This is a genomic window from Mediterranea sp. An20 (assembly GCF_002160055.1).
GTDB lineage: Bacteria > Bacteroidota > Bacteroidia > Bacteroidales > Bacteroidaceae > Bacteroides > Bacteroides avicola.
This window is the reverse complement of record NZ_NFJV01000014.1, coordinates 40,062-61,420: the sequence shown is the minus strand read 5'-3', so window position 1 is coordinate 61,420 and position 21,359 is coordinate 40,062. Positions and strand designations below refer to the sequence as shown.

Genomic DNA, 21,359 nt, shown 5'->3' with positions numbered 1-21,359 from the left:
TGATAGTATTATGACTACAAAGATAGAAAGACGAATTAAGATCAAATATAGAGTACGCAATAAGGTTTCGGGAACTCCTGAATGCCCGCGTATGAGTGTGTTCAGAAGCAACAAGCAGATCTATGTGCAAGTAATCGACGATTTGACAGGGAGAACTTTGGCTGCAGCCTCTTCATTGGGAATGACTGAGAAGATGACGAAGAAGGAGCAGGCTGCCAAGGTGGGTGAACTGATTGCGAAAAAGGCGCAGGAAGCTGGCATCACGACTGTAGTGTTCGACCGTAATGGTTATCTGTATCATGGAAGAGTTAAAGAAGTGGCTGATGCAGCCCGTAACGGTGGACTTAAATTTTAATCATTATGGCAAAGCTGAATAATAGAGTTAAGATTTCAAACGACATAGAGCTGAAAGATAGACTGGTTGCCATCAATCGCGTAACTAAGGTTACGAAGGGTGGTAGAACTTTTACTTTTGCAGCTATTGTTGTAGTTGGTAATGAAGAAGGCATTATCGGCTGGGGACTGGGTAAAGCCGGTGAAGTGACCGCAGCCATTGCCAAAGGTGTAGAGGCTGCCAAGAAGAACTTGACGAAAGTTCCGGTCCTGAAAGGTACTGTCCCCCACGAACAGTCTGCAAGGTTTGGCGGTGCTGAGGTGTTTATTAAGCCAGCTTCTCATGGTACGGGAGTTGTTGCCGGTGGTGCAATGCGTGCCGTGTTGGAGAGTGTGGGTGTGACGGATGTATTGGCTAAGTCTAAGGGATCCTCTAACCCTCATAACCTGGTGAAGGCAACAATCTTGGCTTTGAGCGAAATGCGTGATGCACGCATGGTTGCACAAAACAGAGGTATTTCTATTGATAAAGTATTTAGAGGTTAAGGAGGAACTTTTATGCCAACTATAAAGATTAAACAGATAAAGAGTAGAATCGGTGCTCCCGTTGATCAGAAAAGAACGCTCGATGCCCTGGGTCTTCGTAAGTTGAATCGTGTGGTTGAACACGAATGCACTCCTTCAATTCTGGGTATGGTTGATAAGGTGAAACATCTTGTTACCATCGTGAAGTAAAATTATTGTTGAATAATTAAGAACTTTAGGATATGAACTTAAATAATTTGAAGCCAGCTGCCGGCTCTACAAAGACTAGAAAAAGAATCGGTCGTGGTCCGGGTTCCGGATTGGGCGGGACTTCTACGCGCGGTCATAAGGGTGCTAAGTCAAGATCGGGCTATTCTAAGAAAATAGGTTTTGAGGGTGGTCAGATGCCTCTTCAACGCCGTGTTCCGAAATTTGGCTTTAAGAACATCAATCGTGTAGAATACAAGGCTATCAATTTGGATACTGTTCAAAAGTTGGCCGAGGCTAAGAATCTGCAGGTTGTTGGTATTAACGACCTGATTGCGGCTGGTTTTGTTTCTTCTAAACAACTGGTCAAGATTTTAGGTAATGGAACTTTGACTGCTAAAGTCGATGTGCAGGCTCATGCGTTCTCCAAGACGGCTGTCGCTGCCATTGAAGCTGTTGGCGGACAAGTAGTAAAACTCTGATTCAATGAGAAAAGCTATTGAAACATTAAAGAATATATGGAAAATTGAGGATCTGAGGCAACGGATCCTCATTACCATATTGTTTGTGGCAATTTACCGTTTCGGTTCATACGTTGTATTGCCGGGTATCAATCCGTCAATGCTTTCGCAATTGCATCAACAAACAAGTGAGGGCCTTTTAGCCTTGCTGAATATGTTTTCGGGTGGAGCATTCTCAAATGCTTCTATTTTTGCATTGGGAATTATGCCTTACATCTCTGCCTCTATTGTAATTCAGTTGTTAGGAATAGCTGTTCCTTATTTCCAGAAGTTACAGCGTGAAGGCGAGAGTGGCAGAAGGAAGATGAATCAATACACGCGTTATCTTACGATTCTCGTGTTGTTTGTTCAGGCACCTTCCTATTTGTTCAACTTGAAAATGCAGGCAGGTCCTTCCTTAAATGCTTCATTAGACTGGACTTGGTTTATGGTTGCTTCCACCATATTCTTGGCTGCTGGAAGTATGTTCATCTTGTGGCTGGGCGAGCGTATTACGGATAAGGGTATCGGTAACGGTATCTCATTGATTATTATGGTCGGTATCATTGCCCGTTTGCCTCAATCGCTGTTTCAGGAGTTGATTTCCCGTATGACTGATAAGACGGGTGGTCTGGTGATGTTCTTGATTGAGATTGTTGTTTTGCTGTTGGTGATTGCTGCTGCTATTCTTTTGGTTCAGGGAACCCGTAAGATACCTGTGCAGTATGCAAAGAAAATAGTGGGCAACAAGCAATATGGTGGTGCGCGTCAGTACATCCCTTTGAAGGTTAATGCTGCTAACGTGATGCCTATCATCTTTGCTCAGGCAATCATGTTCATCCCTATCACTTTCATCGGTTTTTCCAATGTTGATAATTTGAGTGGTTTTGCCCGTGCGTTTACTGACCATACGAGTTTCTGGTATAATCTGGTTTTTGCGATATTGATCATTGTCTTTACTTATTTCTATACCGCAATTACTATAAATCCTACTCAGATGGCCGAGGATATGAAGAGGAATAATGGCTTTATTCCGGGAATCAAGCCCGGAAAAAGTACGGCAGAATATATTGATGTGATTATGTCGCGCATTACTTTGCCGGGTTCTTTCTTCTTGGCCTTGGTTGCTATCATGCCGGCTTTTGCAGGCTTGTTTGGTGTGACCTCGGAATTCGCACAGTTCTTTGGTGGTACTTCGTTGTTGATTCTGGTCGGTGTAGTTCTTGATACATTGCAGCAGGTTGAGAGTCATTTGTTGATGAGACATTATGACGGCTTGTTGAAAACCGGACGAATCAAGGGTCGTAGCGCTAATATAGCCGCCTATTAATTGGGAGAAGAAGATGATATTTCTTAAAACGGATGATGAAATTGAGTTACTTCGTAAGAGTAACTTACTGGTAGGACAGACTTTGGCAGAAATAGCCAAAGCTGTCAAGCCAGGAGTTACTACCGGAGAACTTGACAAGATAGCCGAAGAATTCATTCGCGATAATGGTGCTGTCCCTACATTCAAGGGATTTCCTAATCCTTATGGATCTCCGTTTCCCGCTTCAATCTGTACTTCTGTCAATGAGCAGGTAGTACATGGTATTCCGGGAAATGTCGTGTTGAAGGACGGTGATATTCTCTCTGTGGACTGTGGTACCTATATGAATGGTTTTTGCGGGGATTCCGCTTATACTTTTTGTGTGGGTGAAGTTGCAGAGGAGATTCGTCAACTTTTGAGAGTCACGAAAGAGGCTCTTTATCTTGGCATTGAAAATGCTGTGCCAGGTAAGCGCATCGGTGATATAGGATATGCCATTCAGCAACATTGCGAAGCACATTCTTACGGTGTTGTCCGTGAGTTTGTGGGGCATGGTATCGGAAAAGAAATGCACGAAGATCCGCAAGTTCCTAATTATGGAAAGCGTGGTTATGGAACGGTGTTGAAGAAGGGTTTGTGTATTGCTATCGAGCCAATGATTACTTTGGGAGCCAGACAGATTGTGATGGAGAATGATAATTGGTCAGTTCGTACGAAAGACAGAAAGTGTGCTGCCCATTTTGAACATACCATTGCAATTACATCAGGAAAAGCTGATATTTTGTCATCATTTGATTTCATTGAAGAAGTATTAGGAGATAACGCAATTTAAAGAATTAATATGGCGAAGCAATCTGCAATCGAACAAGATGGAGTAATCGTAGAAGCATTGTCCAACGCAATGTTTCGGGTAGAATTGGAAAACGGACATGAAATTACTGCGCATATTTCTGGTAAGATGCGTATGCATTACATCAAAATCTTGCCGGGTGATAAAGTGAGAGTTGAAATGTCCCCTTATGATTTGTCAAAAGGTAGAATTGTCTTTAGATATAAATAACATTGAGATATGAAAGTAAGAGCATCTTTAAAGAAACGTACACCGGAATGTAAAATCGTTAGACGCAAAGGCCGTTTGTATGTGATTAACAAGAAAAATCCTAAGTATAAGCAACGTCAAGGATAAATTTATTATTTTTGCAAAAAAAATAATCTTAGTATATGGCTATAAGAATAGTTGGTGTCGATTTGCCCCAAAACAAGAGAGGTGAAATCGCTTTGACCTATATTTATGGAATAGGTCGTAGTAGTTCAGCAAAAATATTGGATAAAGCAGGTGTTGACAAAGACCTGAAAGTAAAAGACTGGACGGATGATCAGGCTGCCAAGATTCGTGAGATCATTGGCGCAGAGTACAAAGTGGAAGGTGACCTTCGTTCTGAGGTTCAATTGAACATTAAGCGTCTGATGGATATCGGTTGTTACCGTGGTGTGCGTCATCGTCTGGGCTTGCCCGTTAGAGGCCAAAGCACGAAGAACAATGCTCGTACACGTAAGGGTAAGAAGAAAACCGTTGCTAATAAGAAAAAAGCTACTAAATAATAATTAGTTGATATGGCAAAAAAAACAGTTGCAGCAAAAAAGAAAAATGTAAAGGTGGATGCCAACGGTCAATTGCACGTTCATTCCTCTTTTAACAACATTATTGTTTCTCTGGCAAACAGCGAAGGCCAGATTATCTCTTGGTCTTCTGCCGGAAAAATGGGATTCAGAGGTTCCAAGAAGAACACGCCGTATGCCGCACAAATGGCTGCACAGGATTGTGCAAAAGTTGCGTATGATTTGGGCTTGAGAAAAGTGAAGGCATACGTGAAGGGTCCGGGCAATGGCCGTGAGTCTGCTATCAGAACCGTTCATGGTGCAGGTATCGAAGTGACAGAAATTATCGACGTTACGCCGTTGCCGCATAACGGATGTCGTCCTCCGAAAAGACGTAGAGTATAAAAATTACCTTTAATTAGAATGAAACTTGATTTTGTTATTGGATTGTATCAAATTCTTCTCTGCAATCGCGGCTGCAACAAATTGAGTTCATCAATAACAATTTAAAATTAAGAAAGAAAAATGGCTAGATATACTGGACCAAAATCAAGAATAGCCCGTAAATTCGGTGAAGGTATTTTTGGAGCTGATAAAGTTCTCTCGAAAAAGAACTATCCTCCTGGACAACATGGTAATTCCAGAAAGAGAAAGACTTCTGAATATGGTGTGCAGTTGCGTGAAAAGCAAAAAGCCAAATATACATACGGCGTTTTGGAAAAACAGTTCCGCAATTTGTTTGAGAAGGCAGCCACCGCCAAAGGCATTACGGGTGAAGTCCTGCTTCAGTTGCTGGAAGGTCGCTTAGACAATATTGTTTATCGCTTGGGTATCGCTCCTACGCGTGCCGCTGCCCGTCAGCTGGTAAGCCACAGACACATTACTGTAGATGGCGAAGTGGTTAATATTCCGTCTTATGCGGTTAAGCCTGGTCAAGTGGTGGGTGTGCGTGAACGCTCTAAGTCGCTTGAGGTTATTGCCAATTCGTTGGCTGGATTCAACCACAGCAAATATCCTTGGTTGGAATGGGATGACAATGCAAAGGTTGGTAAGTTGCTTCATGTGCCTGAAAGAGCAGACATTCCTGAAAATATTAAAGAACATTTGATCGTAGAATTGTATTCTAAATAATAATTAATTTCATGGCGATATTAGCATTTCAAAAACCTGATAAAGTATTAATGTTGGAGGCGGACTCCAAATTCGGCAAGTTCGAATTCCGTCCGTTGGAACCCGGTTTCGGTATTACCGTCGGTAATGCATTGCGCCGCATCCTGCTCTCTTCATTGGAAGGTTTTGCTATCACCACTATCAAGATTGAAGGGGTTGAGCATGAATTTTCCAGTGTTCCCGGAGTCAAGGAGGATGTTACTAACATTATCTTGAATCTGAAGCAAGTGAGATTCAAACAAGTAGTGGAGGAATTCGAGAGTGAGAAAGTCAGCATTACGGTTGAGAATGCGACTGAATTCAAGGCCGGTGACATAGGTAAGTATTTGACTGGATTTGAAGTGTTAAATCCTGAATTAGTTATTTGTCATTTGGATCCCAAAGCAACGATGCAGATTGACCTGACTATCAATAAGGGCCGTGGCTATGTCCCTGCCGATGAGAACCGGGATTTCTGCACCGATGTGAATGCAATTCCTATCGATTCAATCTATACTCCGATACGTAATGTCAAGTATCAGATTGAGCCGTACCGTGTCGAGCAGAAGACCGACTACGATAAGCTGATACTGGAGATTACTACCGATGGTTCCATACACCCGAAAGAGGCTCTGAAAGAAGCAGCCAAGATTCTGATTCATCACTTCATGCTCTTCTCCGACGAGAAGATTACACTTGAAACCAACGATGCTGATGGTAATGAAGAGTTTGATGAAGAAGTGCTGCACATGCGTCAATTGCTGAAGACGAAACTGGTCGATATGGATCTCTCTGTGCGTGCCCTCAACTGTTTGAAGGCTGCCGATGTAGAAACGCTGGGCGACCTGGTGCAGTTCAATAAGACGGATTTGCTGAAGTTCAGAAACTTCGGAAAGAAATCGCTCACCGAGCTTGATGATTTGCTGGAGAGTCTGAATCTGTCGTTTGGAACCGATATTTCTAAATATAAATTAGACAAAGAATAAACAATGAGACACAATAAGAAATTCAACCATTTGGGTCGTACTGCTTCTCATAGAAAGGCCATGTTGGCTAATATGGCTATTTCTCTGATTAAGCACAAAAGAATCACTACGACCGTTGCCAAGGCTAAGGCTTTGAAGAAGTATGTTGAGCCTCTGCTCACGAAGTCTAAAAACGATACGACCAACTCGCGCCGCGTCGTGTTCAGCTACCTGCAGGACAAATATGCTGTAACTGAACTCTTCAAGGAAATTTCCGTGAAGATTGCTGACCGTCCCGGAGGCTATACACGCATCATCCGCACGGGACACCGTTTGGGTGACAACGCCGAGATGTGCTTCATCGAACTTGTAGACTACGATGAGAACATGGCTAAGGACAAGGTTGCCAAGAAGGTAACGCGTACGCGCCGTTCGAAGAAGAATGCCGCTGCTGCCGCACCTGCTGAAGCTGCCGCTGAGACTCCGGCTGCTGAAGAAACTAAGACTGAAGCTGCTGCTGAATAATAAATTTGCTCTTATTACGATAGGGGATGTATCTGTTGGAAGATACATCCCTTTTTTATTATGGTACTGTAACCATCCGAAATCCGTAACCATCCGAAATCCGTCGTGTTTTAGGATTTTCAGGAAGTTCCGACCTTTGTCCTCAAAAAAGCCATGTTCAACCTGAATGAAAGCAACCGCTTTGTAATGAGCCGCAACCCGGTAGACTTGCGCAAGGGCGTTGACAGCCTGTGCGGTGCCATCCGTTCCTGCCATCTGGATCCCTTGAACGGGGATGTCTATGTGTTCACTTGGAAGTCTGCTGCTCGGCTGTTTGGCAACAGGCAATTCTTTCATGTGTAGAAAAAAGGTGCTCTTTACTGTCAGGTTGTTATGGTGCCTTATTGTTTTAGTGAGTGGTTGGGACCGTGGTGAAACAAGGAAACGGCTGTGCAGAAACACTGCCCCTTTTGTTTTTTTCTTCAGAAAAACGCTTTTTATGCTGGCTTTTAGGTAGAAATGCATTAATTTTGCCCTGTAGGGAATGAATATATTGTGGATGAACTAACTTCATGGAAATAAAAAAGTCTCCTGCTGCAGATTTGGAGCCACATCGAACGACCAGGTTACTGGTGGGTTTTGTGGTGGCATTGGCTGTCTTGTTCGTTGCTCTTGAGTGGACAGAACAGGATGACATAGACAGTATGGATGCTTTACTTTCTGATTTGGTTTTTGAAGAGGAACTTGAAGTCCCGCTGGTGGAACATCCCATTGTGCCTCTTCCTGTCCCTGCCAAGCCTTTGCCTGTTGTGGAGGATAAACCGACAGTAGTTGAAAATGATGCCGCCGAGGATAGTCCGGTAGAGTTCTCAGCAGAACCCTTGGGCAGTGGTGGGGAAGAACGTATTGAAGAGGATGTATATGATTTGAAGAAATATCCCGCAAGTGAAGAACCTTTTGTCGTGGTGGATATATTGCCGGAGTTCCCTTGGGATGGGCAAAAGGGGTTGATGCGTTATCTGACGCAACACATTCACTACCCTCAGGCCGCTTGGGAGCATCATATTCAAGGTGCGGTTTTGTGCCAGTTCGTGGTGAATGCAGATGGCAGCATTACTGATGTGCAAGTGTTGCAGGGGATACATCCTTTGCTTGACAGTGAGGCTGTTCGCGTGTTGAGGGGGATGCCCCGTTGGAAGCCGGGAATGCGGGGAGGGAAGGCGGTGCGTGTGCGTTATACGCTGCCTGTCGTGTTCCAGTTATAACAGAGAAACTTAATTTTGATATATTGTTATGTTTACAACTAACGAACTTCTGGAGAAAATAAACCGCCACATAAGCGAGTTAAAGTTTACTCGTCAGCCTGAAGGGCTATATGAACCCGTTTCATACGTCTTGTCTTTGGGTGGAAAACGTATCAGACCTTTGCTGATGCTGATGGCTTATAACTTGTATAAGGAAGATGTGGAGCTAATCTTTTCTCCGGCCACGGGCATTGAGGTCTACCACAATTATACGCTCTTGCACGACGACCTGATGGACAAAGCCGAGATGCGTCGTGGTAAGTCTACCGTGCATAAAGTCTGGAATGAGAATGCAGCCATTCTTTCGGGAGATGCCATGCTTGTGCTGGCCTATCAGTTTATGGCGGCTTGCCCTTCTGCCAGTTTGAAGGAAGTGTTGGATCTGTTTAGCATGACAGCTTTGGAGATCTGCGAAGGGCAACAGATGGACATGGAGTTTGAATCTCGGAAAGATGTTTCAGAGGCAGAATATCTTGAGATGATACGTTTGAAGACCTCCGTCCTGTTGGCATGCAGCCTGAAAATAGGAGCTGTCCTGGCAGGTGCTTCGCAGGAAGATGCCGACCGTTTGTATGATTTCGGCATCAATCTTGGGGTAGCCTTTCAGTTAAAAGACGATCTGTTGGATGTGTATGGAAATCCGGAGGTGTTTGGTAAGAATATCGGTGGTGACATCTTGTGCAATAAGAAGACTTATTTATTAATCAAGGCTTTTGAGCGGGCAGATGAACAGCAACGCAGAGCCTTGTCTTTCTGGATAGATGCAGATACGTACGTGCCCGAGAAGAAAATAACAGCCGTGACAGCCCTCTATGATGAAATCGGTGTAAAGAATCTGTGTGAGAGCCTGATGGAAGAATATACATTCCGCGCAAGGGCAGCCTTGCTGTCGGTGGCCGTGTCGGATGAGCGCAAGCAGGCTTTGAAAGAACTGATGGAGCAGTTGATGTTCCGGGAAGTGTAGCGCGTGTGCAGGCAGAGAGAGCAATACCATGAATACCCGTTTAATTTTTTAATTTGAAACAATGCCATACAGACGATTGCCCAATACTGACCAGGCGCGGATACGGGCCATGAAAGCGGTTGTTGCAAAGTGTGGAGAGTCCGGCGTGATAGACCCCAACGTTTCTTTGAAGACGCAGCAGGCTGTGCAGAATTTTCTGGTCAGGTTTGAGGCTGCACAATCCTATTATGCGGAGTGTTATGAACGGCAGGCACGGGCGGCATCCGCACACCACCGTCACGTGAAGATGGCCCGTTTGTACATATCGCATTTTATACAGGTCTTGAATCTGGCGGTGATACGCAATGAGATACGGGCTATACAGAAGGAGTTGTATGGTTTAAATGTCCAAGAAAACGCGTTGCCGGATTTGTCGTCGGAAACCGCTTTGGCAGATTGGGGGCGTAAAGTGATAGAGGGGGAGCGTAAGCGTATGGGGCAAGGAGGAATTCCTATTTATAATCCTACTATCGCCAAGGTGAAAGTGCACTATGATATTTTTATGGAAAGTTATGAGAAACAGAAGAATTTACAGGTGGCAACAGCCCGCAGCCTGGAAGCCCTGGCGGCTATGCGGGCAGAAGCCGACCGGCTGATTCTGGATGTATGGAATCAGGTGGAAAAGGCTTTTGCCGACGTACTGCCTTTAGAGAAACGTCTGGAACAGTGTCGGGCTTATGGGGTGATATACTATTATCGTACCGGCGAGAAAAGACATGAAACTGAATTATAAGATTGAATTATGAAACTGGTAGATACACATTCGCATCTTTTTCTGGAGGAATTTGCTGATGATTTGCCTCAGGTGATTGAGCGGGCCCGTCAGGCTGGGGTGTCGCATATCTTTATGCCTAACATCGACAGTACCACTCTGAAGCCTTTGTTGCAGGTGTGTGAGGAGTATGCAGAATATTGTTTCCCGATGATTGGCCTGCACCCTACGTCGGTTGGCGGGAATTATCGGGATGAGCTGGCATTGGTGAAGCAGCAGTTGGCAATTCCTCATCCTTTTGTTGCTGTAGGCGAGATTGGCATGGACCTTTATTGGGATAAGACTTTCCTCAGAGAGCAGCGCGAGGCGTTTGACCTGCAGTTGCAATGGGCATTGGACAAGAACTTGCCCGTTGTGATTCACTGCCGGGAAGCCTTCGAAGAGATATATGACGTACTATTGCCTTACAAGGCAACATCTCTCCGAGGCATTATGCATTGCTTTACAGGGACGGAGGAAGAGGCGCGGCGCATCTTGGACTTTCCCGGTTTCCTGTTGGGCATTAACGGAGTGGTGACATTCAAGAAATCGTCTCTTCCTGCTGTATTGAAACACTTACCTTTGGAGCGTATGGTGTTGGAGACTGATGCTCCCTATCTGGCTCCGGTGCCTCACCGCGGGAAGAGGAATGAAAGCGCCTTTGTGGGAGATACGATGCGGAAGTTGGCCGAGATTATGGGAGAAGCCCCAGAGAAGGTGGCTCAGGTGACTACTGAAAATGCACTGGCCTTCTTTGGCATGAAGGAACGGGATGATATATTTAAAATATATTAAATGTACCTCCTTTCGCAATATAAATGCGGTGAAATGCTTCGAGTAACAAAAAAATAAACTACTTTTGCACCCGAAAAACGGGAAGGTAGTATGGCTTACTGATTCTTGTTTTTCTTTTTTGGCAATCAACCAAGGAGAGATGCTCGAGTGGTTGAAGAGGCACGCCTGGAAAGCGTGTATACTCCAAAAGGGTATCCGGGGTTCGAATCCCCGTCTCTCCGCTAATCCTGCTGATTATCAGCAGGATTTTTTGTTTTAAGACTGAGCATCCCTTGGCGGTGGACTTGGATGCTGACGGCCGATTGTTTCTTAGGGCTTAGGAGTCTGCTTCTTATCGTTTGGCAATCTGTTGCTTATTGCTTGGAAGTTTGGGATATAGCTGTTATTTTTGTAGTCGGAAAGGATGAGGGCTGTTTGCGGAGGCAATATCCGGAAATATGCCGCTTTTGTCATACATTTTGTTTTATGAAAGGAATAAGATTTTATCAGTGCTTGGCTTTATGCCTTTTAGGAGGAGTGTTTGTGCCCGTGCAGGGACAGACGTCGGGGGAGATGGTGGACTATTTTGTGCAGCAGATTGAAGGAGGACAGCAGGTTGCTCCCGTGCAACAGTCGGATAAAGTGAAAATATCCCGTTTGGCACAGCGGCGAAGCGAGGTGTGGAACGCCTGGCAAGAAGCTAACCGCCTGCTGGACGAGCCGGTCTTGCCTGCTTTGTCGGTCCAGAAACCGGTTGTGGCAGACAGCATCCTGCTGCCCGATACGCTGGAACCGTCTGCCGTGATGAACTATTATTGGGTGCAGAAGGGCGATGCTGCTTCGGATGGCGGATGGCCCGTGTTTATTTACCTGCACGGATCCGGGCCGCGCGACAGGGAGTGGAGCACAGGCCTGAAACTGGCTCAACAGTTCGATGATGCGCCTTCCCGCTATTTTGTTCCCCGCATTCCCAACGAGGGAGCTTACTACCGCTGGTGGCAACGCTCTAAGCAGTGGACGTGGAACTGGCTGTTGCGCAGGTTGATGCTGGACGATTCTGTCAATGCCCGCCGGCTTTACGTCTTTGGCATATCCGAAGGAGGCTATGGCAGTCAGCGGCTGGCTTCGTTTTATGCCGACTACTGGGCTGCGGCAGGACCTATGGCAGGTGGAGAGCCGTTGAAGAATGCACCAGCCGAGAACTGCCGCAACATCGGCTTCAGTTTGTTGACCGGGGCCGATGATACGGGCTTCTACCGTAATCAACTGAGCCGCTTGGTGTCTGATGCTTTCGATAGTCTGCAGACTGTTTTCACCGATGGCTTCAAGCACCGCATTGAACTGATACCCGGTAGGGGACATCATATTGACTATCGGCCCACCACGCCTTGGTTGAAGACTTTCAGCCGTAATCCCTGGCCCCGGCATTTTCTGTGGGAAGATTTCGAGATGGACGGCTGGCATCGTAACGGTTTTTATAACTTGGCGGTGGAGAAGCGTCCTTGCGATTCCCTGCGCACCCGCTACCGGATGGATATAGCAGATAATCGCATCGAACTGTCTGTAGACAATGTGCATTACCAGACCGTAGAGCGTGATTCCGTTTGGGGTATCGAACTGCGTTTTGCCAAGACCTACACGCCCGCTACAGGTGGTGCGCTCACCCTTTTCCTGAATGAACATTTGGTGGATTTGAGCAAGCCGGTCACGGTGGTAGTCAACGGGAAAGAGGTCTTTCGCGGGAAGGTGACTTGCCGGGTTGGCTCGATGATGAGAAGTCTTTGTCTGTTTTACGACCGCGAGCGCATTTTCCCTGCTGAAGTTGAAGTGCGGTATTGATTCTTCGCCGTGAGCTTGTTGGCGTTCATTGAAAAAAGCATTATCTTTGAAGCGTTATTTATATCAGAAAATGTAAAGAGGAAATCGGAATGAAAAGAATGTTTGTCATGCTTGTCGTGGCTCTCCTGCTGTCGGGTGTGGCAGCGCCGGAAGTCTGGGCGCAGGATGCTTCGGAGATTCTTTCCGCAGAAGCAAACGAGGCTGTGGTGCAACCCGAACCGGAGGGAGGCTTTCATCAGATGCTGAAGACGAAGTTCATCGAAGGGTCGGCTTTCTATATGAGTTGGATAGCCATTGCGTTTGTCATCGGTCTGGCGTTTTGCATTGAACGCATTATTTATCTGAGCCTGTCCGAAATCAATACTAAGAAGTTCGTTGCGTCTGTCGACTCGGCTTTGGCAAAGGGCGATGTAGAAGAGGCCAAAGATATCGCTCGCAACACGCGGGGACCTGTGGCATCCATCTACTACCAAGGGCTGATGCGGTTGGATCAGGGCGTAGAGATAGTGGAGAAATCCGTTGTGTCCTATGGTAGCGTACAGGCTGCCTACCTGGAGAAAGGCTGTTCGTGGATTACGCTTTTCATTGCCATGGCACCTTCGCTGGGCTTCTTGGGCACAGTGATTGGCATGGTGCAGGCATTCGACAAGATACAGATGGTGAACGATTTGTCGCCTGCGGTTGTGGCGGGTGGCATGAAGGTGGCACTCATCACGACTATTTTCGGATTGATTGTGGCGCTGATTCTGCAAGTGTTCTACAATTATATCCTGTCTAAGATAGAGGCGCTGACCAGCGATATGGAGGATGCTACCGTAACGTTGCTGGATATGGTCATTCGTTACGACCTGCGTTATGAAAAGTGATAGGAAGGACGGAAATGAAACGGTATAAGATACAGAAGGTGTCGGGCGCTGTGCTGGGAGTGTTGCTGATAGCAACGCTGGGCGTACTCTGTCTGTTCTTCTTCGGAGGCGAGACACCGGTGGAGCAGCGCCTGGTGGCCGATCTTTCGAAAGAGGAGCCCGCTTATACGGATGTGTTGATGAGCTGGATATACATTCTGTTCGGATTGGCGGTGGTTGTTTCATTGTCGGGTGTGTTTTATAAGTTTGTTGCCCGTTGCATCGTGTCGCCTCGTTCGGCCTTGCGCTCTTTGTTGGGTGTCATGTTGCTGGTGGTGGTGCTGGCTGTTTCGTGGTGTATGGGCAGCGACCGACCTTTGAACATACCAGGATACGACGGGACGGAGAATGTGCCTTTTTGGTTGAAGGTGTCCGATATGTTTCTATATGCCATCTACACGCTGTTGGGCATCGCCTTGGCGTTGATTGCAGGTTTTGGCATGGCGCGAAGATTCCGGTAAGGAAAGGAGGAGGGTATGTATTTCAGGCGTAGAAGCAAACGGAATGTTCCGGAAATCAATTCGAGTTCGACGGCAGACATTGCTTTCCTGCTCCTTATCTTCTTTTTGATGACGACTTCGATGGATACCGACCAAGGCCTGGTACGCCGTTTGCCGGAGCCTCTGCTGCCGGGACAGAAGGCGGAACCCTTGAGGCTGAAGGAACGGAACGTACTGCCTGTAGACCTGACTGCTGACGACGAAGTGTTGTGTGACGGTCGGTTGGTAAGCGCAGACGAATTGCGTCGCCGCGTGAAAGAGTTCGTAGCCAATCCTTCGGACAGCGAAGACCTTCCCGAGAAGATGTCTGTGTCTTTCCCCTACTTTGGCGTGTTGTCGGTTACGAAGAATCATGTCATTTCGCTCTGTTGCGACCGGAATGCTTCGTATAAGGCTTACATGGATGTGCAGAATGCCTTGGTGGCTGCTTATAACGAATTGCGCGATGAACTGGCCCGTACCAAGTGGCAGAAGAACTATGCGGAACTGACACCGGAGCAAAAACGGGCGGTCCGGCAAGTATATCCGCAGAAAATATCCGAAACGCAAACCGGAAAGGAAGGAGGAACTGATTGATGGGACGCTTTGACAGACACGGAAAACGGACAATGCCTGCCTTGAACACCTCGTCGTTGCCCGACTTGATATTTACGCTGCTGTTCTTCTTCATGATTGTTACCACCATGCGCGAAGTCACCCTGAAAGTGGAGTTTAGGGTGCCGCAGATTACGGAATTGGAAAAGCTGGAAAAGAAATCGCTGGTGACCGTTATCTATGTAGGACGTCCTGCCGAAGCCTATAGGAAACGGTTGGGAAACGAAACCCGCATTCAGTTGAACGATGCTTTTGCCTCTCCCGAAGATATTCCCGACTATATCGCAGGTGAGCGTTCCAGGCTTTCCGAGTCCGATCGCCCGTTGATGCAGATTTCCTTGAAAGTAGACCAAGATACGCGCATGGGCATTGTGACGGACATTAAAGAGGCGTTGAGAAAGGTGCATGCACTGAACATCAATTATTCGGCACAGAAGAGAGAATGAAATGAGAGGGGAGATGGCTGTTCTCCCCTCACGTATGTTATCGGGATGGATAGGGCGTTCAGTCAGCGTGCGACTCCGTAGACTTCGCGATAGATACGGTCTTTTATGCTTTCGTAAGCCTGTTCGGGGTCGATGTTGCCGTACGACATCAGCCGCATGGGCAGAAAGCCGTCGCCTGCTTTATAGGGGGGCTGCTGATAAGGCTTGTCCCACAGCGTAAATCCTTGCCGCTTGTAGAAATTGATGCGGCGTTGGGCCATTTCTTCTTCAGGCATTTCTACTTCCAGCACGATGGGCAGGGGGTGGACATGGCTTATAAGTTCTTCGAGTGTACGTTTGCCATAGCCTCCGTTGCGTCGGGCTGGATCAATGGCGAAATGTTCGCCGTAGCAGAAGGTGCCGAAATCCCAGAAGGTGAAGAAGCCCACGGGCATGTCTCCGTCAAAGATAATGTTGTTATGAAATTCCGGCCGCGTATCGGTATAGAGGCGTAACTGTTCCAAGGTCCGGTATTCTTCGGGCGGGAAAGAAGCGATGAGCAACTGTTCCATAAAGTTGTACAGTTCCTCGTCGGCCGTAGTGATGCGGTGTAGTCTCAGCATGGTTTCTTTGTTTTTGAAGGGTTATAGGATGGTTTTATTCGGTGTAGAAGGTTATCAGCCGCCGGAGTGCCCGTTGGCATACGGGGCAGAATGCGGGATACTCGTTGGTGCGCATCCGGCAGTTGTAGGAAGCCCGGTACAGGCCCTTCGATGAGTAGGCGGCTCCTTCGTACAGACCTACTTTATGGGTGTTGAAGTCTTCGGCAGGGGTCGGCACCGGTGTACCCTGCGGAATCATGTCTTGCCATTTGGAGGCAAAGTCCACACGGGTCGTTACGTTTTGCTCCCACGGCTCTACGTCGGTCGGATAGGTATCGTTCATGATGTCTTCGTCGTAGAAATACTCATCGGCCAGTCCTCCGAAGCTATGACCGAACTCGTGTACCACCACCGGGCGGAAGTCTTCGTGATGGGCAGTAGTCAGAGTGTAAGAATTATAGATGCCACCGCCCCCGTATTCATCTGTGTTGGCCAATACGATGATGTGTTCGTAGTCGATGCCAGCCAGCGCGTCGTGCAGCGATTTGAGTCGGGAGGTGGTCAGGTAGCGGTCCGAGTAGAACGTGCTGAAGTGCGAGTGGAAAGCAGTGCTTTTCCATTCGTTCAGTCGCGGGATGCTCACTCCGCTGTCTTCCGAGGGGCTTGCCACGGCCACTATGTTGAATTTGTCTTTCAGCGAGCGGAACGGTTCGTGGCCAAACAGGCTTTCGCAGGCGATGCGTGCATCTTGGTAGAAAGTCTCCATTTCATTAGAGGTATATCCTTCGGCCAGAATAGCCACATCGATGCAACGGTCGGCCGGACCGCTTTGCAAGAGGTACCGGTGTGGGGTGATGTGTGTCAGTCCCCGCTGGTGTATCAGGATATTCTGTGGGTCAACGGTATGTGTCATCCGGGTGCGTACTTTTCTGTGCGGGTCGAAGAGAGTGATTTCGACCACGGCCGGGCGTTGCGGATAAGGCAGCAGGAAAGTATTCTCGAATCCTCTGTCCGTTTGTCGGGCTTCTTCCGTTTCCAGCCATTCCTGAAAGAGAGATGAGAAAGAAGTGCAGTAGATAACAGTGCTGTCTGCCGCATCCCGCATGACGATTTGTCCGTTGCCGGCCAGAGGCAATTCGTCGAGGTGGTGGCGGCGCCCTGCCCAGCGGGGAAGGACGGATAGTTCGTCTAAACAGATGGCTTGATGTTCGGCATTGCCGGTAAAGAGGTAGTCCACACGCAGCGTTTGGTCGGTGAAGTACCGGTCGAATGATTGTGCGCTCAAGCCTAAGCAGGCAAATAGGCACACAAGAAGCAGGTTACTTTTTTTCATGACAAGTTCTTAATTTTGTCTACAAAGATACGGTGTTTCTGCGTCATCTGCAATATGGGCTGAAAAACTTGCCAAGCGGTAAGAGGCGTATTGCCAAGCCATAAGCAGCGCATTTCCAAGCGGTAAGCAGCCGCTTCGTTATATATAAGAAATAACGTGCTGCATATCAGCCGAGTATCGGTCTTAGCGCGAAGTTCTTGGCTGTTTGGCCGGGACGTTTAAATCATTTCGGTATCTTTTCTGATAAGAAATGTAACAGATTGCATTTCTGTTGAGGGAAAAATCGCTAACTTTGCAACAAATCGCCAGTTAATGCGGTTTATTACATTTTTAATTCTATTCGTATCAAGTAATGGGACATCATCAATTGGATAGTTTGGATGAACAGATTCTGCGGTTGATTGCCGATAACGCCCGCATTCCTTTCTTGGAAGTGGCACGTGCCTGCAATGTGTCGGGAGCTGCCATTCATCAGCGTATTCAGAAGTTGACCAACCTGGGCATTCTGAAGGGGTCGGAGTTCATCATCGACCCGGAGAAAGTTGGCTATGAAACATGTGCCTATATCGGCATTTATCTGAAGGATCCTGCTTCGTTTGATGCCGTGACCAAGGCACTGGAGGCCATTCCTGAGATTGTGGAGTGTCACTTTACGACCGGGAAATATGACATGTTCATCAAACTCTACGCCCGCAACAACCATCATCTGTTGAGCATCATCCACGACAAGTTACAACCCTTGGGGATGGCACGTACAGAGACGCTTATCTCGTTTCACGAAGCAATCAAGCGGCAGATGCCGATTTTGCCTGTGGAGGATGAGGATTAGGCTTTACGGCGCACGTAGTCTACAAAAGCGTAAGGGCAGGGATGCTTTTCGTCGGCAGGACGGGCATCTCTGCTTTTTTCTTGCCACAGTGCCGGGTCGATGGGCGGAAACCAGGCATCGGCATGGGGGGCTTCGGCGTCTATTTCGGTCAGACAAAGTTCATCGGCCAGAGGCAGGGCGTGGTGGTAGAGGCTGGCTCCGCCGATGATATAGACGTGTTCATCGGGGCAGCAGGAAGCCAAGGCATCTTCCAGCGTCGGAAACACTTCTGCACCGGGTAACTGTAGACTTTTGTCTGTGGAGAGGACGACATTCCTTCGCTGAGGCAACGCGCCTTTGGGAAGCGATTCGAAAGTCTTGCGTCCCATGAGGATGGTGTGGCCTGTGGTGAGCGTCTTAAACCGTTTCAGGTCATTCGGAAGCCAGAACAGCAACTTGTTTTCGTAGCCGATGGCACGGTTGCGGTCGATGGCGGCAATGAGCGATAAATACATGACGAATAAGCGTAAGCGGGTGGATAGAAGTGTTACAGATTGTTGGTGTCAGACGGATACCTGTCCGGCGATGTGTGGCCACGGGTCGTAGTCTGTCAACTCAAAGTCTTCGTAGCGGAAGTCGAAGATATTCTTCACGTCGGGGTTGAGCCGCATGTGTGGCAGGGGGCGTGGTGTGCGGGTGAGTTGCAGCTTCACTTGTTCCAGATGGTTGGTGTAGATGTGTGCGTCGCCCAGAGTATGCACGAAGTCGCCTGCCCGTAGCCCCGTCACCTGTGCCATCATTTGCAGCAGCAGGGCATAGGATGCTATGTTGAAGGGGACGCCCAGGAAGGTGTCCGCACTGCGCTGGTACATCTGCAGGCTGAGCCGCCCGTTGGCTACATAAAACTGGAAGAGCAGGTGGCAGGGAGGCAGGTTCATGCGGTCAAGGTCAGCCACATTCCATGCGCAGACAATGATGCGTCGCGAGTCGGGGTTGTGTTTGATGGTGTCCACCGCTTCGCTGATTTGGTCGATAAAGCCGCCTTCGTAGTTGGGCCACGAGCGCCACTGGTAGCCATAGATGTGTCCTAAATCACCGTTGGCGTCAGCCCATTCGTTCCAGATACGTACGCCGTGCTCCTGCAGGTAGTGTACGTTGGTATCGCCGCTCAGGAACCATAGCAGTTCGTAGATGATGGACTTGAGGTGCAGCTTCTTGGTGGTCAGCAAGGGGAAACCCTCTTCCAAGTTGAAGCGCATTTGGTGGCCAAATACACTGAGAGTGCCCGTACCCGTACGGTCGTCTTTGTGCACACCTTCGTTGAGTATGCGGTTGAGGAGGTCTAAGTATGGTTTCATTGCAATTTAGTTTTCTTTTTCTTCTTTTTGAGAGGACTCGGAGGGCGAATCCATTTGCTGGAAATTAAACTGCGGTGTAGTGCCCGGCTGTATTTCCAACTCAAAGTAGATATAATCTCCGATGTTGAAAAGCCTGTGCCATTCAGTAGGATGCTTGTGTGCATCCCGTACGCCGCAATAATCAACGAAAGTGCCCTTGATGCCATTTAATTCCACTTCTTCCTTGTGTCCCGGTGTATAAGCAATCAGCGGGATGCGGCCGGTTAATGAATAAGGCTTGTCGGAGATCGTTTCCATCAGGATGCAGCCCGTAGTGGACAGGGGCACTTGGAAGGAGCAGTGCATGGGACGGCAGAGGACGATGCGTGCCGTATCGGGCGACATGGCTTGTGACATGAAGCGGAAAGTAATCTCATTCTCCTGATTCTGCGCGAAGGGAAATTCTATGCTCTTTCTTGTTTCCTTGCCTTGGATGTTGTTTACCTGATATAGGGTATAGGTGATGGGCTTAGTCGATTTTACTGTTACATCAATACATTGAATGCCTTGAAATTCCATCAGGTCGCGCAGAAAAGCGTTCTCTGGCCGTAGGGCAGGCGTTTCATAGGACACGATGATGGAATCCTCCGGCTCAGCTTCCTGTGCCTGAAGAAACTGGAAGGCTGATAACAGCATACAGAGAGTAATAAGTAAATACCTTTTCATATCTTCTGACTTAAGTTGTTGGGACAAAGGTACGCTTTTCCTTTCAATCTTACAAATCCTCAGAGTACGGGCGTAAACAAGTGGGCGAACCACCCCACGAACTTCTTCCATCCCGAGCGTTGTTTCCACACCTCCGGCGTAAGCAGCGTGCTGTTCTCGCGGTTGTGGTCGAAGAGCCGGTTGAGGGCAGCGGTGGTGCGCGGGGCAAAGATAAAAGCATTGGTCTCGTAGTCGTAGCGCAGGCTGCGGCTGTTCAGGTTGGCAGTGCCTACGGTGCAGTAGCTGTCGTCTACGGTCATCACTTTGGCATGGTGGAAGCCTCCGTTGAAGAGGTAGATGCGTGCGCCGCGCTTCATCAACTTATGTACGTAATAGAGTGCGGCTTCGGGAGTAAAGGGCACATCACTGACACTGGGAATCATGATTTCCACCTTTACGCCTCGTTTCAATGCTTGCTTCAGGGCGGTGCGGATGGATTGGGTAGGTACGAAATAGGGATTGATGATGCGTACAGTGTGACGCGCACTGTCGATGGCGGCGGTGTAGGCATGACTGATGGAACGGGGCGTTTCGCGGGGCACCCGGTCTACGATGGCTACTTCTTCTGCTTCTTGTCGGGGAATGTCGATGTCGGCAAAATATTCGGGTCCTCCCACGTGCTGGCCTGTCTCCCGGTTCCACGTGGTCAGGAAAATGCCTTGCAGGTATCGCACGGCATCGCCATCAATACGCACGTGCATGTCGTGCCATTGTCCTATCTTGGGCAAGCCGGTCAGGTAGTAGTCGGCTACGTTCATGCCACCCGTATAGCCCGTCTTTCCGTCGATGACAACAATTTTCCGGTGGTCGCGGTGCAGGGCGTGGTTGACGTAGGGAAAGGTGATGGGGTCGAATTTTACCAGTTCTATGCCTCGGGCCCGGATGGCTTGGATATGCTTTTCGCGCAGCGGTTTGTTGTTCGACCAGTTGCCGAAAGCATCGAACAGAGCACGTACTTCCACACCTTCCTTTACTTTTTGCGCCAACAGGTCGAACAATGCGTTGGCAATGGAGTCGTTGCGGAAGTTGAAATACTCCAGATGTACGTGATGGCGTGCCTGACGGATGGCATCGAAGAGGTCGGCAAACTTGGCGCGTCCTGTAGGGAGCAGTTTGACGCGGTTGTTGCCCGTCACAGGGATACCCTGCCCACGCAGATAGTCCATCATCAGTGTGTCGCTTGATGTCTGCGTATAGGCAGAGACAAGCGGAAGTAAGACCGCCAGCAATATAATAAATAAGGTGTGCTTCAAAACTCTCTTATCTTATGGGGTTTTCTGTGGGCGCAAAGGTACGCCAAAGCCCGAAGAGTTAGTCCGCTCCTTAAG

Annotated in this window: 30 protein-coding genes and 1 tRNA gene; 25 read left to right on the top strand and 6 right to left on the bottom strand. The window is 48.1% G+C overall.

Going from position 1 to position 21,359, the window contains the following annotated elements; translation table 11 throughout:
* Positions 1–10 precede the first annotated feature (10 nt).
* From rplR to B5F34_RS09565, 24 genes are all read left to right on the top strand, one after another.
* Complete coding sequence (gene rplR, locus B5F34_RS09680) at positions 11–355, top strand: 50S ribosomal protein L18 (RefSeq protein ID WP_087338021.1); 345 nt, start codon at positions 11–13, stop codon at positions 353–355.
* A 5-nt stretch (positions 356–360) separates the two neighbouring features.
* On the top strand, positions 361–879 hold the full coding sequence (gene rpsE / locus B5F34_RS09675; protein WP_087338018.1) for a 30S ribosomal protein S5: 519 nt from the start codon (positions 361–363) through the stop codon (positions 877–879).
* A 12-nt stretch (positions 880–891) separates the two neighbouring features.
* Positions 892–1,068, top strand: a complete 177-nt coding sequence (gene rpmD, locus B5F34_RS09670) for a 50S ribosomal protein L30 (protein ID WP_087338014.1) — start codon at positions 892–894, stop codon at positions 1,066–1,068.
* Between the two features lie 32 nt (positions 1,069–1,100).
* Positions 1,101–1,547, top strand: a complete 447-nt coding sequence (rplO, locus tag B5F34_RS09665; protein WP_087338010.1) for a 50S ribosomal protein L15 — start codon at positions 1,101–1,103, stop codon at positions 1,545–1,547.
* A gap of 4 nt (positions 1,548–1,551) precedes the next feature.
* Complete coding sequence (gene secY / locus B5F34_RS09660; RefSeq protein ID WP_087338007.1) at positions 1,552–2,895, top strand: preprotein translocase subunit SecY; 1,344 nt, start codon at positions 1,552–1,554, stop codon at positions 2,893–2,895.
* Positions 2,896–2,908: 13 nt separating this feature from the next.
* On the top strand, positions 2,909–3,706 hold the full coding sequence (map, locus tag B5F34_RS09655) for a type I methionyl aminopeptidase (protein ID WP_087338004.1): 798 nt from the start codon (positions 2,909–2,911) through the stop codon (positions 3,704–3,706).
* A gap of 9 nt (positions 3,707–3,715) precedes the next feature.
* Positions 3,716–3,934, top strand: coding sequence for a translation initiation factor IF-1 (infA, locus tag B5F34_RS09650; protein ID WP_002558052.1), 219 nt, complete (start codon positions 3,716–3,718; stop codon positions 3,932–3,934).
* 9 nt (positions 3,935–3,943) lie between these two features.
* The gene (gene ykgO / locus B5F34_RS09645) at positions 3,944–4,060 is read left to right on the top strand and encodes a type B 50S ribosomal protein L36 (protein WP_005645768.1); all 117 of its coding nucleotides are present in this window, start codon (positions 3,944–3,946) and stop codon (positions 4,058–4,060) included.
* Positions 4,061–4,095: 35 nt separating this feature from the next.
* Positions 4,096–4,476 carry a 30S ribosomal protein S13 gene (gene rpsM, locus B5F34_RS09640; RefSeq protein WP_072546269.1) on the top strand — a complete coding sequence of 127 codons (381 nt, stop codon included), beginning with the start codon at positions 4,096–4,098 and terminating at the stop codon, positions 4,474–4,476.
* Positions 4,477–4,488: 12 nt separating this feature from the next.
* Positions 4,489–4,878 carry a 30S ribosomal protein S11 gene (rpsK, locus tag B5F34_RS09635; protein WP_072529649.1) on the top strand — a complete coding sequence of 130 codons (390 nt, stop codon included), beginning with the start codon at positions 4,489–4,491 and terminating at the stop codon, positions 4,876–4,878.
* A gap of 120 nt (positions 4,879–4,998) precedes the next feature.
* A complete protein-coding gene (rpsD, locus tag B5F34_RS09630; protein WP_087338001.1) occupies positions 4,999–5,604 on the top strand; it encodes a 30S ribosomal protein S4 in 606 nt (201 codons plus the stop codon).
* 11 nt (positions 5,605–5,615) lie between these two features.
* Positions 5,616–6,608 (top strand): DNA-directed RNA polymerase subunit alpha, encoded by a 993-nt coding sequence (locus tag B5F34_RS09625; protein ID WP_087337998.1) that lies wholly within the window; start codon positions 5,616–5,618, stop codon positions 6,606–6,608.
* Between the two features lie 3 nt (positions 6,609–6,611).
* Complete coding sequence (gene rplQ, locus B5F34_RS09620; protein ID WP_087337995.1) at positions 6,612–7,112, top strand: 50S ribosomal protein L17; 501 nt, start codon at positions 6,612–6,614, stop codon at positions 7,110–7,112.
* 153 nt (positions 7,113–7,265) lie between these two features.
* Positions 7,266–7,454, top strand: coding sequence for an IS66 family insertion sequence element accessory protein TnpB (gene tnpB / locus B5F34_RS09615; RefSeq protein ID WP_087337992.1), 189 nt, complete (start codon positions 7,266–7,268; stop codon positions 7,452–7,454).
* Positions 7,455–7,663: 209 nt separating this feature from the next.
* Positions 7,664–8,356 (top strand): energy transducer TonB, encoded by a 693-nt coding sequence (locus tag B5F34_RS09610; protein WP_087337989.1) that lies wholly within the window; start codon positions 7,664–7,666, stop codon positions 8,354–8,356.
* Positions 8,357–8,384: 28 nt separating this feature from the next.
* Positions 8,385–9,359, top strand: coding sequence for a polyprenyl synthetase family protein (locus B5F34_RS09605; RefSeq protein WP_087337983.1), 975 nt, complete (start codon positions 8,385–8,387; stop codon positions 9,357–9,359).
* 61 nt (positions 9,360–9,420) lie between these two features.
* The gene (locus tag B5F34_RS09600) at positions 9,421–10,131 is read left to right on the top strand and encodes a hypothetical protein (RefSeq protein WP_087337980.1); all 711 of its coding nucleotides are present in this window, start codon (positions 9,421–9,423) and stop codon (positions 10,129–10,131) included.
* A 9-nt stretch (positions 10,132–10,140) separates the two neighbouring features.
* Positions 10,141–10,944, top strand: coding sequence for a TatD family hydrolase (locus B5F34_RS09595; protein ID WP_087337977.1), 804 nt, complete (start codon positions 10,141–10,143; stop codon positions 10,942–10,944).
* 133 nt (positions 10,945–11,077) lie between these two features.
* Positions 11,078–11,165: transfer RNA gene (locus tag B5F34_RS09590), tRNA-Ser, on the top strand.
* A 244-nt stretch (positions 11,166–11,409) separates the two neighbouring features.
* On the top strand, positions 11,410–12,762 hold the full coding sequence (locus B5F34_RS09585) for a hypothetical protein (protein ID WP_087337974.1): 1,353 nt from the start codon (positions 11,410–11,412) through the stop codon (positions 12,760–12,762).
* 89 nt (positions 12,763–12,851) lie between these two features.
* Positions 12,852–13,628 (top strand): MotA/TolQ/ExbB proton channel family protein, encoded by a 777-nt coding sequence (locus tag B5F34_RS09580; protein WP_087337971.1) that lies wholly within the window; start codon positions 12,852–12,854, stop codon positions 13,626–13,628.
* Between the two features lie 14 nt (positions 13,629–13,642).
* The gene (locus tag B5F34_RS09575) at positions 13,643–14,128 is read left to right on the top strand and encodes a hypothetical protein (protein WP_087337968.1); all 486 of its coding nucleotides are present in this window, start codon (positions 13,643–13,645) and stop codon (positions 14,126–14,128) included.
* Between the two features lie 15 nt (positions 14,129–14,143).
* Positions 14,144–14,743, top strand: coding sequence for a biopolymer transporter ExbD (locus B5F34_RS09570; protein WP_087337965.1), 600 nt, complete (start codon positions 14,144–14,146; stop codon positions 14,741–14,743).
* Positions 14,743–15,207: a biopolymer transporter ExbD gene (locus B5F34_RS09565; RefSeq protein ID WP_162609314.1), complete on the top strand. Its 465-nt coding sequence runs from the start codon at positions 14,743–14,745 to the stop codon at positions 15,205–15,207. Before B5F34_RS09570 ends, B5F34_RS09565 begins: the two co-directional genes overlap by 1 nt.
* A gap of 62 nt (positions 15,208–15,269) precedes the next feature.
* Here B5F34_RS09565 and B5F34_RS09560 read toward each other — a convergent pair whose 3' ends face one another.
* Together B5F34_RS09560 and B5F34_RS09555 are read right to left on the bottom strand one after the other, a co-directional pair.
* Positions 15,270–15,809 carry a GNAT family N-acetyltransferase gene (locus B5F34_RS09560; protein ID WP_087337963.1) on the bottom strand — a complete coding sequence of 180 codons (540 nt, stop codon included), beginning with the start codon at positions 15,807–15,809 and terminating at the stop codon, positions 15,270–15,272.
* A 34-nt stretch (positions 15,810–15,843) separates the two neighbouring features.
* A complete protein-coding gene (locus tag B5F34_RS09555; protein WP_087337959.1) occupies positions 15,844–17,121 on the bottom strand; it encodes an IgA Peptidase M64 in 1,278 nt (425 codons plus the stop codon).
* Positions 17,122–17,473: 352 nt separating this feature from the next.
* Between B5F34_RS09555 and B5F34_RS09550 the strand changes: the two genes are divergently transcribed.
* Positions 17,474–17,950, top strand: coding sequence for an Lrp/AsnC ligand binding domain-containing protein (locus B5F34_RS09550; protein WP_087337957.1), 477 nt, complete (start codon positions 17,474–17,476; stop codon positions 17,948–17,950).
* Here B5F34_RS09550 and B5F34_RS09545 read toward each other — a convergent pair.
* The 4 genes from B5F34_RS09545 to cls are packed head-to-tail and all read right to left on the bottom strand — an operon-like array spanning position 17,947 to position 21,257.
* Positions 17,947–18,444 carry a dihydrofolate reductase gene (locus tag B5F34_RS09545; protein WP_087337954.1) on the bottom strand — a complete coding sequence of 166 codons (498 nt, stop codon included), beginning with the start codon at positions 18,442–18,444 and terminating at the stop codon, positions 17,947–17,949. The two genes, B5F34_RS09550 and B5F34_RS09545, sit on opposite strands and share 4 nt — an antisense overlap.
* A 48-nt stretch (positions 18,445–18,492) precedes the next feature.
* Entirely contained in the window at positions 18,493–19,287 is a 795-nt protein-coding gene (locus B5F34_RS09540) for a thymidylate synthase (RefSeq protein ID WP_087337951.1), read from the bottom strand.
* A gap of 6 nt (positions 19,288–19,293) precedes the next feature.
* Positions 19,294–19,992, bottom strand: a complete 699-nt coding sequence (locus tag B5F34_RS09535; RefSeq protein ID WP_140392991.1) for a hypothetical protein — start codon at positions 19,990–19,992, stop codon at positions 19,294–19,296.
* A gap of 59 nt (positions 19,993–20,051) precedes the next feature.
* On the bottom strand, positions 20,052–21,257 hold the full coding sequence (gene cls / locus B5F34_RS09530) for a cardiolipin synthase (protein WP_255376961.1): 1,206 nt from the start codon (positions 21,255–21,257) through the stop codon (positions 20,052–20,054).
* Between the last annotated feature and the right edge of the window lie 102 nt (positions 21,258–21,359).

Bases quoted from the DNA above. Each gene is read 5' to 3' on its own strand.
- B5F34_RS09595 (WP_087337977.1), top strand. From the start codon at position 10,141: ATGAAACTGGTAGATACACATTCGCATCTTTTTCTGGAGGAATTTGCT.
- B5F34_RS09610 (WP_087337989.1), top strand. From the start codon at position 7,664: ATGGAAATAAAAAAGTCTCCTGCTGCAGATTTGGAGCCACATCGAACG.
- rpmD (WP_087338014.1), top strand. From the start codon at position 892: ATGCCAACTATAAAGATTAAACAGATAAAGAGTAGAATCGGTGCTCCC.
- B5F34_RS09605 (WP_087337983.1), top strand. From the start codon at position 8,385: ATGTTTACAACTAACGAACTTCTGGAGAAAATAAACCGCCACATAAGC.
- rpsM (WP_072546269.1), top strand. From the start codon at position 4,096: ATGGCTATAAGAATAGTTGGTGTCGATTTGCCCCAAAACAAGAGAGGT.
- rpsE (WP_087338018.1), top strand. From the start codon at position 361: ATGGCAAAGCTGAATAATAGAGTTAAGATTTCAAACGACATAGAGCTG.
- B5F34_RS09540 (WP_087337951.1), bottom strand. From the start codon at position 19,287: ATGAAACCATACTTAGACCTCCTCAACCGCATACTCAACGAAGGTGTG.
- B5F34_RS09575 (WP_087337968.1), top strand. From the start codon at position 13,643: ATGAAACGGTATAAGATACAGAAGGTGTCGGGCGCTGTGCTGGGAGTG.
- rplQ (WP_087337995.1), top strand. From the start codon at position 6,612: ATGAGACACAATAAGAAATTCAACCATTTGGGTCGTACTGCTTCTCAT.
- B5F34_RS09545 (WP_087337954.1), bottom strand. From the start codon at position 18,444: ATGTATTTATCGCTCATTGCCGCCATCGACCGCAACCGTGCCATCGGC.
- B5F34_RS09550 (WP_087337957.1), top strand. From the start codon at position 17,474: ATGGGACATCATCAATTGGATAGTTTGGATGAACAGATTCTGCGGTTG.
- B5F34_RS09565 (WP_162609314.1), top strand. From the start codon at position 14,743: ATGGGACGCTTTGACAGACACGGAAAACGGACAATGCCTGCCTTGAAC.
- B5F34_RS09555 (WP_087337959.1), bottom strand. From the start codon at position 17,121: ATGAAAAAAAGTAACCTGCTTCTTGTGTGCCTATTTGCCTGCTTAGGC.
- B5F34_RS09625 (WP_087337998.1), top strand. From the start codon at position 5,616: ATGGCGATATTAGCATTTCAAAAACCTGATAAAGTATTAATGTTGGAG.
- infA (WP_002558052.1), top strand. From the start codon at position 3,716: ATGGCGAAGCAATCTGCAATCGAACAAGATGGAGTAATCGTAGAAGCA.
- secY (WP_087338007.1), top strand. From the start codon at position 1,552: ATGAGAAAAGCTATTGAAACATTAAAGAATATATGGAAAATTGAGGAT.
- B5F34_RS09585 (WP_087337974.1), top strand. From the start codon at position 11,410: ATGAAAGGAATAAGATTTTATCAGTGCTTGGCTTTATGCCTTTTAGGA.
- B5F34_RS09580 (WP_087337971.1), top strand. From the start codon at position 12,852: ATGAAAAGAATGTTTGTCATGCTTGTCGTGGCTCTCCTGCTGTCGGGT.
- B5F34_RS09560 (WP_087337963.1), bottom strand. From the start codon at position 15,809: ATGCTGAGACTACACCGCATCACTACGGCCGACGAGGAACTGTACAAC.
- B5F34_RS09570 (WP_087337965.1), top strand. From the start codon at position 14,144: ATGTATTTCAGGCGTAGAAGCAAACGGAATGTTCCGGAAATCAATTCG.
- rpsD (WP_087338001.1), top strand. From the start codon at position 4,999: ATGGCTAGATATACTGGACCAAAATCAAGAATAGCCCGTAAATTCGGT.
- ykgO (WP_005645768.1), top strand. From the start codon at position 3,944: ATGAAAGTAAGAGCATCTTTAAAGAAACGTACACCGGAATGTAAAATC.
- map (WP_087338004.1), top strand. From the start codon at position 2,909: ATGATATTTCTTAAAACGGATGATGAAATTGAGTTACTTCGTAAGAGT.
- B5F34_RS09535 (WP_140392991.1), bottom strand. From the start codon at position 19,992: ATGAAAAGGTATTTACTTATTACTCTCTGTATGCTGTTATCAGCCTTC.
- rplR (WP_087338021.1), top strand. From the start codon at position 11: ATGACTACAAAGATAGAAAGACGAATTAAGATCAAATATAGAGTACGC.
- tnpB (WP_087337992.1), top strand. From the start codon at position 7,266: ATGTTCAACCTGAATGAAAGCAACCGCTTTGTAATGAGCCGCAACCCG.
- rplO (WP_087338010.1), top strand. From the start codon at position 1,101: ATGAACTTAAATAATTTGAAGCCAGCTGCCGGCTCTACAAAGACTAGA.
- rpsK (WP_072529649.1), top strand. From the start codon at position 4,489: ATGGCAAAAAAAACAGTTGCAGCAAAAAAGAAAAATGTAAAGGTGGAT.
- B5F34_RS09600 (WP_087337980.1), top strand. From the start codon at position 9,421: ATGCCATACAGACGATTGCCCAATACTGACCAGGCGCGGATACGGGCC.